This window comes from Halopseudomonas sp. (genome assembly GCF_041579695.1).
Classification (GTDB): domain Bacteria; phylum Pseudomonadota; class Gammaproteobacteria; order Pseudomonadales; family Pseudomonadaceae; genus Halopseudomonas.
Window position 1 is genome coordinate 1 of sequence record NZ_JBFGFI010000119.1, and the last position, 6,104, is coordinate 6,104.

The 6,104-nt window shown below is 59.9% G+C and carries 5 protein-coding genes and 3 tRNA genes; 7 read left to right on the forward strand and 1 reads right to left on the reverse strand.

Annotated elements, in window-relative coordinates; translation table 11 throughout:
- A partial coding sequence (locus ABYA88_RS14855) for a cyclic nucleotide-binding domain-containing protein (RefSeq protein WP_373188177.1) occupies nucleotides 1-287 on the reverse strand: 287 nt, incomplete at its 3' end.
- A gap of 197 nt (nucleotides 288-484) precedes the next feature.
- Here ABYA88_RS14855 and ABYA88_RS14860 point away from each other — a divergent pair.
- The 7 genes from ABYA88_RS14860 to ABYA88_RS14890 all read left to right on the forward strand — a co-directional run bounded on the left by ABYA88_RS14860 (nucleotide 485) and on the right by ABYA88_RS14890 (nucleotide 6,104).
- Complete coding sequence (locus tag ABYA88_RS14860) at nucleotides 485-2,380, forward strand: propionyl-CoA synthetase (RefSeq protein ID WP_373188173.1); 1,896 nt, start codon at nucleotides 485-487, stop codon at nucleotides 2,378-2,380.
- Between the two features lie 137 nt (nucleotides 2,381-2,517).
- The gene (gene uvrY / locus ABYA88_RS14865; protein ID WP_373188174.1) at nucleotides 2,518-3,162 is read left to right on the forward strand and encodes a UvrY/SirA/GacA family response regulator transcription factor; all 645 of its coding nucleotides are present in this window, start codon (nucleotides 2,518-2,520) and stop codon (nucleotides 3,160-3,162) included.
- A 1-nt stretch (nucleotide 3,163) separates the two neighbouring features.
- On the forward strand, nucleotides 3,164-4,993 hold the full coding sequence (gene uvrC / locus ABYA88_RS14870; RefSeq protein WP_373188175.1) for an excinuclease ABC subunit UvrC: 1,830 nt from the start codon (nucleotides 3,164-3,166) through the stop codon (nucleotides 4,991-4,993).
- Between the two features lie 33 nt (nucleotides 4,994-5,026).
- Nucleotides 5,027-5,596 carry a CDP-diacylglycerol--glycerol-3-phosphate 3-phosphatidyltransferase gene (pgsA, locus tag ABYA88_RS14875; RefSeq protein ID WP_373188176.1) on the forward strand — a complete coding sequence of 190 codons (570 nt, stop codon included), beginning with the start codon at nucleotides 5,027-5,029 and terminating at the stop codon, nucleotides 5,594-5,596.
- A 193-nt stretch (nucleotides 5,597-5,789) separates the two neighbouring features.
- Nucleotides 5,790-5,865 (forward strand) — tRNA-Gly (locus ABYA88_RS14880).
- 48 nt (nucleotides 5,866-5,913) lie between these two features.
- Nucleotides 5,914-5,987, forward strand: a tRNA-Cys gene (locus ABYA88_RS14885).
- Nucleotides 5,988-6,017: 30 nt separating this feature from the next.
- Nucleotides 6,018-6,104: transfer RNA gene (locus ABYA88_RS14890), tRNA-Leu, on the forward strand.

Sequence of the window (6,104 nt, forward strand, 5' to 3'; positions counted from 1 at the left end):
CCCCGCTCGCCGATCAACGCGGCGAGGGGAAAACACTCGCCCATGCTGATCTCGAACGTGGTTTCCGGTTTCTCCTGGCCGGCGAGCAAACGCTCTCCACGAACAAGACCCTGTTTGACGATATAAAAATGCTGCACAGTTCCTTGCTGGGGACTGATGATCGTCTCACCCTGGGCATAGAACCGCAGTTGGCAATGCTCTACCAGATAGGCCAGATGGTTGGTTTCCATCTGGTTGAAGGGCGGATAGCCAAGCAGGAACGTCATGGTGCCATGAATGTTCTGCATGACCGCGGTTTTACCGGCTTCGGCGAATGTGTCTTTGGTCACGGGCGGTTAGTCACGGGCAGTCTGACATGGGCAAAACCCTCTTGCATGTGTGGCTATTGTGCTCGGGCGGGAAGCGCTCGCCCACCCGACGTAAGTCTAGTTCCCCTCACCGACTCATGGGCTAATCTTGGCGACAAACAGGAGGAATAGTCGCCATGTCCGTACAAAGTTATCAGCAAGCCTACGTCCAGGCCAGCCAGAATCCCGAAGCTTTCTGGGCCGCGCAAGCGGCGAAACTGGACTGGCACACTGCGCCCACCTGTATTCTCAAGCAGGATGAAGAGGGCAATCAGCGCTGGTTCCCGGACGGTCGTCTGAATACCGCCTGGCTGGCACTGGATGCACACGTGCAGGCCGGACGCGGTGACCAGACGGCGATCATCTACGATTCACCGGTAACCTCGAGCAAAGCGACAATCACCTACGCCGATCTGACCCGACGCGTGGCGCAGTGCGCCGGCATGCTGCGCGGGCTGGGTGTAGCACAGGGCGACCGGGTCATCATCTATATGCCGATGATTCCCGAGGCCGTGATAGCGATGCTTGCCTGCGCACGGTTGGGAGCGGTGCATTGCGTTGTGTTCGGTGGTTTCGCCGCCCCTGAACTGGCAATGCGGATTGATGATGCAAGAGCCGACGTAGTTTTGACCGCCTCGTGTGGTATCGAAGTGGACCGGATCATCGCTTACAAGCCGCTGGTGGATGCGGCGATCGAGCATGCGCGGCATCCGGTACGGTGCTGCGTGGTGCTGCAGCGGCCGGAGTGCAAGGCCGAGCTGTATGCTGACCGGGACCTGGACTGGCGGCAGGCCCTGGCCAATGCCGAGCCCGCCGATGCGGTACCGGTCTGCGCTACCGATCCGCTGTACATCCTCTACACCTCCGGCACAACCGGCAAACCGAAGGGGGTGGTACGCGACCATGGTGGCCACGCGGTGGCCATGCGCTACAGCATGGAAGCGGTATACGACGTCGGTATCGGCGACGTGTTCTGGGCGGCGTCTGACGTCGGATGGGTGGTCGGGCATTCCTATATAGTCTACGGCCCGCTGCTGGCCGGCTGTACCACCGTTATCTATGAGGGCAAGCCGTTACGCACCCCGGACGCCGGCAGTTTCTGGCGGATATGCAGCGAATACGGCGTCAAGGCGCTCTTCGCCGCACCCACTGCATTCCGCGCAATCCGCAAGGAAGATCCCCACGCAGAGCTGGCCAGCCAGTACGACCTGAGCCGGCTGGAGCGACTGTATCTGGCCGGTGAACGACTGGATCCGCCTACCTGGGCGTGGCTGCAGGAACATCTCAGCCGGCCGATCATCGACCACTGGTGGCAGACCGAAACCGGCTGGGCGATTGCTGCGAATCCGGTGGGCTACGCACTTCAGGAACCGAAGATGGGTTCGGCCACCTGGCCCATGCCCGGATTCATGCTGAGTATCCTCGATGACGAAGGTGTGCCTGTGGCGGCCGGCGTGCAAGGCAATATCGCCATTCGGCTACCGCTGCCACCCGGTTGTCTTACCGGCATCTGGGGTAATCCGGACCGCTTTCGGGCCGGCTACCTGGAGGCCTTCCCGGGTTTTTACGTATCCGGCGACGCAGGGTATGTCGATCAGGACGGCTATGTGTTCGTGATGGGTCGCACCGATGACATCATCAACGTGGCCGGGCACCGGCTCTCCACCGGTGAGATGGAAGAGGTACTGGGCGCTCATCCGGCAGTCGCCGAATGCGCAGTAATCGGTATCACCGACGAACTCAAAGGTGAGCTGCCCCTGGGGCTCGTGGTGTTGAAGAATGGAGTTCAGATCGACCAGCAGCAACTGGCCGGAGAACTGACTGCAATGGTGCGCAAGGAAATCGGCGCCCTGGCGTGCTTTCAGCACAGCCTGATCGTGCAGCGGCTTCCAAAGACCCGATCAGGAAAGATCCTGCGCAGAATCCTGCGACAGATAGCCAGCGGTGAGGATTTCACGGTGCCCTCTACCATTGATGATCCGGCATGCCTGGATGAGCTCAAGACTCAGCTCCGGGTCCGCCAGGCCGGGTGATCAACGTTCCACTCTGCGCACCAATTTGCTATGGTAGCGGCTACTGAACAGCGGCAGGAAAACACTGCCACAGCTGCCTGGAGACGGATAACCGGCAGGTAAAAAAGCCGACCGTCAATTGCACAAAGGGGTGGGGTTTGATCAAGGTACTGGTTGTTGACGACCATGATCTGGTACGCATGGGCATCAGCCGTATGCTCGGCGATGTTCCCGGCCTGAGCGTGGTTGGTGAGGCCAATTGCGGTGAGAGCGCAGTGACCCAGGCTCGCGCACTGAAGCCCGATGTGGTGCTGATGGACGTACGCATGCCCGGTATTGGCGGCCTGGAAGCCACCCGCAAGCTGCTGCTGCATGACAAGAACCTGCGTATTATCGCGGTCACTGTCTGCCACGAAGAACCCTTTCCTACGCGTCTTATGCAAGCTGGTGCAGCCGGTTATGTAACCAAGGGCGCGGCGCTGGATGAAATGGTCACAGCCATCCGTCAGGTTGCCAGCGGACAACGTTATATCAGCCCGGAAATAGCCCAGCAGCTTGCGCTGAAGTCGTTTGCACCGGCCAGCGAATCGCCGTTCGACAGCCTGTCAGAGCGGGAAATGCAGATCGCCTACATGATTGTCAGCTGCGAGAAGGTGCTGGCCATCGCCGACAAGCTCTGTCTGAGCCCGAAAACCGTCAATACCTACCGTTATCGGCTGTTCGAGAAGCTCGGCATCACCAGCGACGTTGAACTCACTCTGCTGGCAGTACGCCACGGCATGATCGACGCAATGCCCCGTTAGTATGCAGCCGACCGAGTTCGACCCCAGCGCCTTTCTGGCCACCGCAAGTAACAAGCCCGGTGTCTATCGCATGTTCGATGCCAAAGGCGAATTACTCTATGTGGGCAAGGCAAAAAGCCTGAAGAAGCGTCTGGCCAGCTATTTCCGCAAGACCGGGCTGAGCCCCAAGACCGCGGCGCTAGTCGCGCGTATCCAGCAGATCGATACCACTATCACCGCCAACGAGACCGAAGCACTGTTGCTCGAGCAGAGTCTGATCAAGGCCTCACGACCGCCGTACAACATCCTGCTGCGCGATGACAAGTCGTACCCCTATGTGTTTCTCTCCAGCCAGGACGGCTTCCCACGGCTGGGCCTGCACCGCGGCACCAAGAAGCTCAAGGGCCGCTATTTCGGGCCCTATCCAAGCGCGGGGGCTATCCGCGAGAGCCTCAGCCTGCTGCAGAAGACCTTCAAGGTCCGCCAGTGCGAAGACAGCTATTACCGCAATCGCAGCCGCCCGTGCCTGCAGCACCAGATCAACCGCTGCAAGGCGCCCTGTGTTGGCCTGGTAGACGAAAAGGAGTATGCCGAGGACGTACGGCACTCGGTGATGTTCCTGGAAGGCCGCAGCAACGCGCTTACCGACGAACTCAACCGGGCCATGGAGCAGGCTGCCCAGGATCTTGATTTCGAGCGCGCCGCAGAGCTGCGCGACCAGGTTTCGATGCTGCGCCGCGTGCAGGATCAGCAGAGCATGGACACCGAACAGGGCAACGTCGATGTTGTCGCCGCCGCCGTATCGCCAGGTGGTGCCTGCGTACATGTGATCATGGTGCGCCAGGGCAGGGTGCTCGGCAGCAAGAATCATTTCCCGCGGGTGCCAATCGAACAGAGCCCGGGCGAAGTTCTAGCGGCTTTCCTGCCGCAGTATTATCTTGGCGGTGCCGAGCGGGAATTGCCCGGCGAGATCATCGTCAACGACGTGCATGAGGACTTACCGGTGATAGCCGAGGCCCTGGCCCAGGCGCGTGGTCACAACGTCGCGATAAGTCACCGTGTGCGCGGCACACGCAGCCGCTGGCAGACCATGGCAGTGAACAACGCAGACCTCGCGCTGACCGGCATGCTGGCCAACCGGCAGAATGTGCAGGTGCGCTTCGAGACGCTGCAGGAAGCGCTGCAGCTGGACGAGATGCCTACGCGACTGGAGTGCTATGACATCAGTCACTCCAGCGGCGAGGCAACAGTCGCTTCCTGTGTGGTGTTCGGCCCCCAGGGGCCGATCAAGAGCGATTATCGGCGCTTCAATATCGAGGGCGTAACCGCCGGTGACGACTATGCCGCGATGCGTCAGGCGCTCATGCGCCGGTTCAGCCGGATTCAGGAAGGCGAGGGAAAGATGCCTGACATCCTGCTGGTCGACGGCGGCAAAGGGCAGATGTCGATGGCCCTGGAGGTGCTGCAGGAACTGGCCATACACGATCTCACGCTACTCGGCGTGGCCAAGGGCGTCACACGCAAGGCCGGCATGGAAACACTGTACCTCAACGATCCCCAGGTAGAGCTGGTGCTGCCAGGCCACTCACCGGCGCTGCACCTTATTCAGCATATCCGTGACGAGGCGCACCGCTTCGCTATTACTGGCCATCGGGCACGCCGCGGCAAGGCACGTAATACGTCACCGCTCGAAGGTATCGAGGGCGTCGGACCCAAGCGCCGCCGTGAACTGCTGCGCCACTTCGGCGGCCTGCAGGAATTGCGCCGCGCCAGCGCGGCAGAAATGGCCAAAGTGCCGGGAATCAGCAAAAAACTTGCGGAACAGATTTATGCATCTCTGCATAGCGACTAGAATGCACAGTCAAGAGAGGGTCGCCGAGAGTTTATGAATATTCCCAATATCCTGACGTTGTTGCGGGTCGCGCTGATCCCCATCTTCATCCTGCTGTACTACCTGCCTTTCCATTGGAGCTATCTGGCTGCCGCGGTGGTCTTCACCCTCGCGAGTCTGACTGACTGGCTGGATGGCTATCTGGCGCGAAAGTGGGAGCAGAGCACCGCGTTTGGCGCATTTCTGGATCCGGTGGCCGACAAGCTCATGGTCGCAGTAGCATTGATACTGCTGGTACAGGCCCACGCCAACTTCTGGATCACCGCGCCGGCGATGGTCATCATCGGTCGCGAGATCGTCATTTCCGCACTGCGTGAGTGGATGTCGGAGCTCGGCGCACGCGCCCAGGTGGCAGTGTCCAACCTGGGCAAGTACAAGACTGCCGCGCAGATGGTGGCGCTGATCGTCCTGCTGGCCAACCCGCCGACATTCTCGCCCTGGGTGATCTTGGGTTATGTACTACTGATGATCTCCGCCGTACTCACATTGTGGTCCATGTGCCTGTATTTAAAGGCTGCCTGGCCCTACATGAGCATGCATTCCGATCAAAATAGCGACAAATAACTTTTTCCGAATCAATGACTTGACAGAGCGGCGCAGCAGGATAGAATGGGCGCCGTTCCAGAGCAACGAGCTGGGAACGTTGTAAAAGTGTGCAGTAATAGCTCAGTTGGTAGAGCACGACCTTTCGAGGTCGGGGCGGGGCACGCTGCCTCGCGAGTTCTCGCGACTGAAGTCAGAAGTGTTGTAAATGTGTGCGGGAATAGCTCAGTTGGTAGAGCACGACCTTGCCAAGGTCGGGGTCGCGAGTTCGAGTCTCGTTTCCCGCTCCAGTTTTAATGTTGTGCTGTAGAAGCTCACAGCACGGCAGCCCCCTTTGAGGCCGGGTGGCAGAGTGGTCATGCAGCGGATTGCAAATCCGTGTACGCCGGTTCGATTCCGACCTCGGCCTCCATTATTCAGTAGCTGTATTCAGTACCTGCTAGCCCGGATGGCGAAACTGGTAGACGCAAGGGACTTAAAATCCCTCGGAGGCAACTCCGTGCCGGTTCGATTCCGGCTCCGGGCACCA

Bases quoted from the DNA above. Each gene is read 5' to 3' on its own strand.
- pgsA (WP_373188176.1), top strand. From the start codon at position 5,027: ATGAATATTCCCAATATCCTGACGTTGTTGCGGGTCGCGCTGATCCCC.
- uvrC (WP_373188175.1), top strand. From the start codon at position 3,164: ATGCAGCCGACCGAGTTCGACCCCAGCGCCTTTCTGGCCACCGCAAGT.
- ABYA88_RS14860 (WP_373188173.1), top strand. From the start codon at position 485: ATGTCCGTACAAAGTTATCAGCAAGCCTACGTCCAGGCCAGCCAGAAT.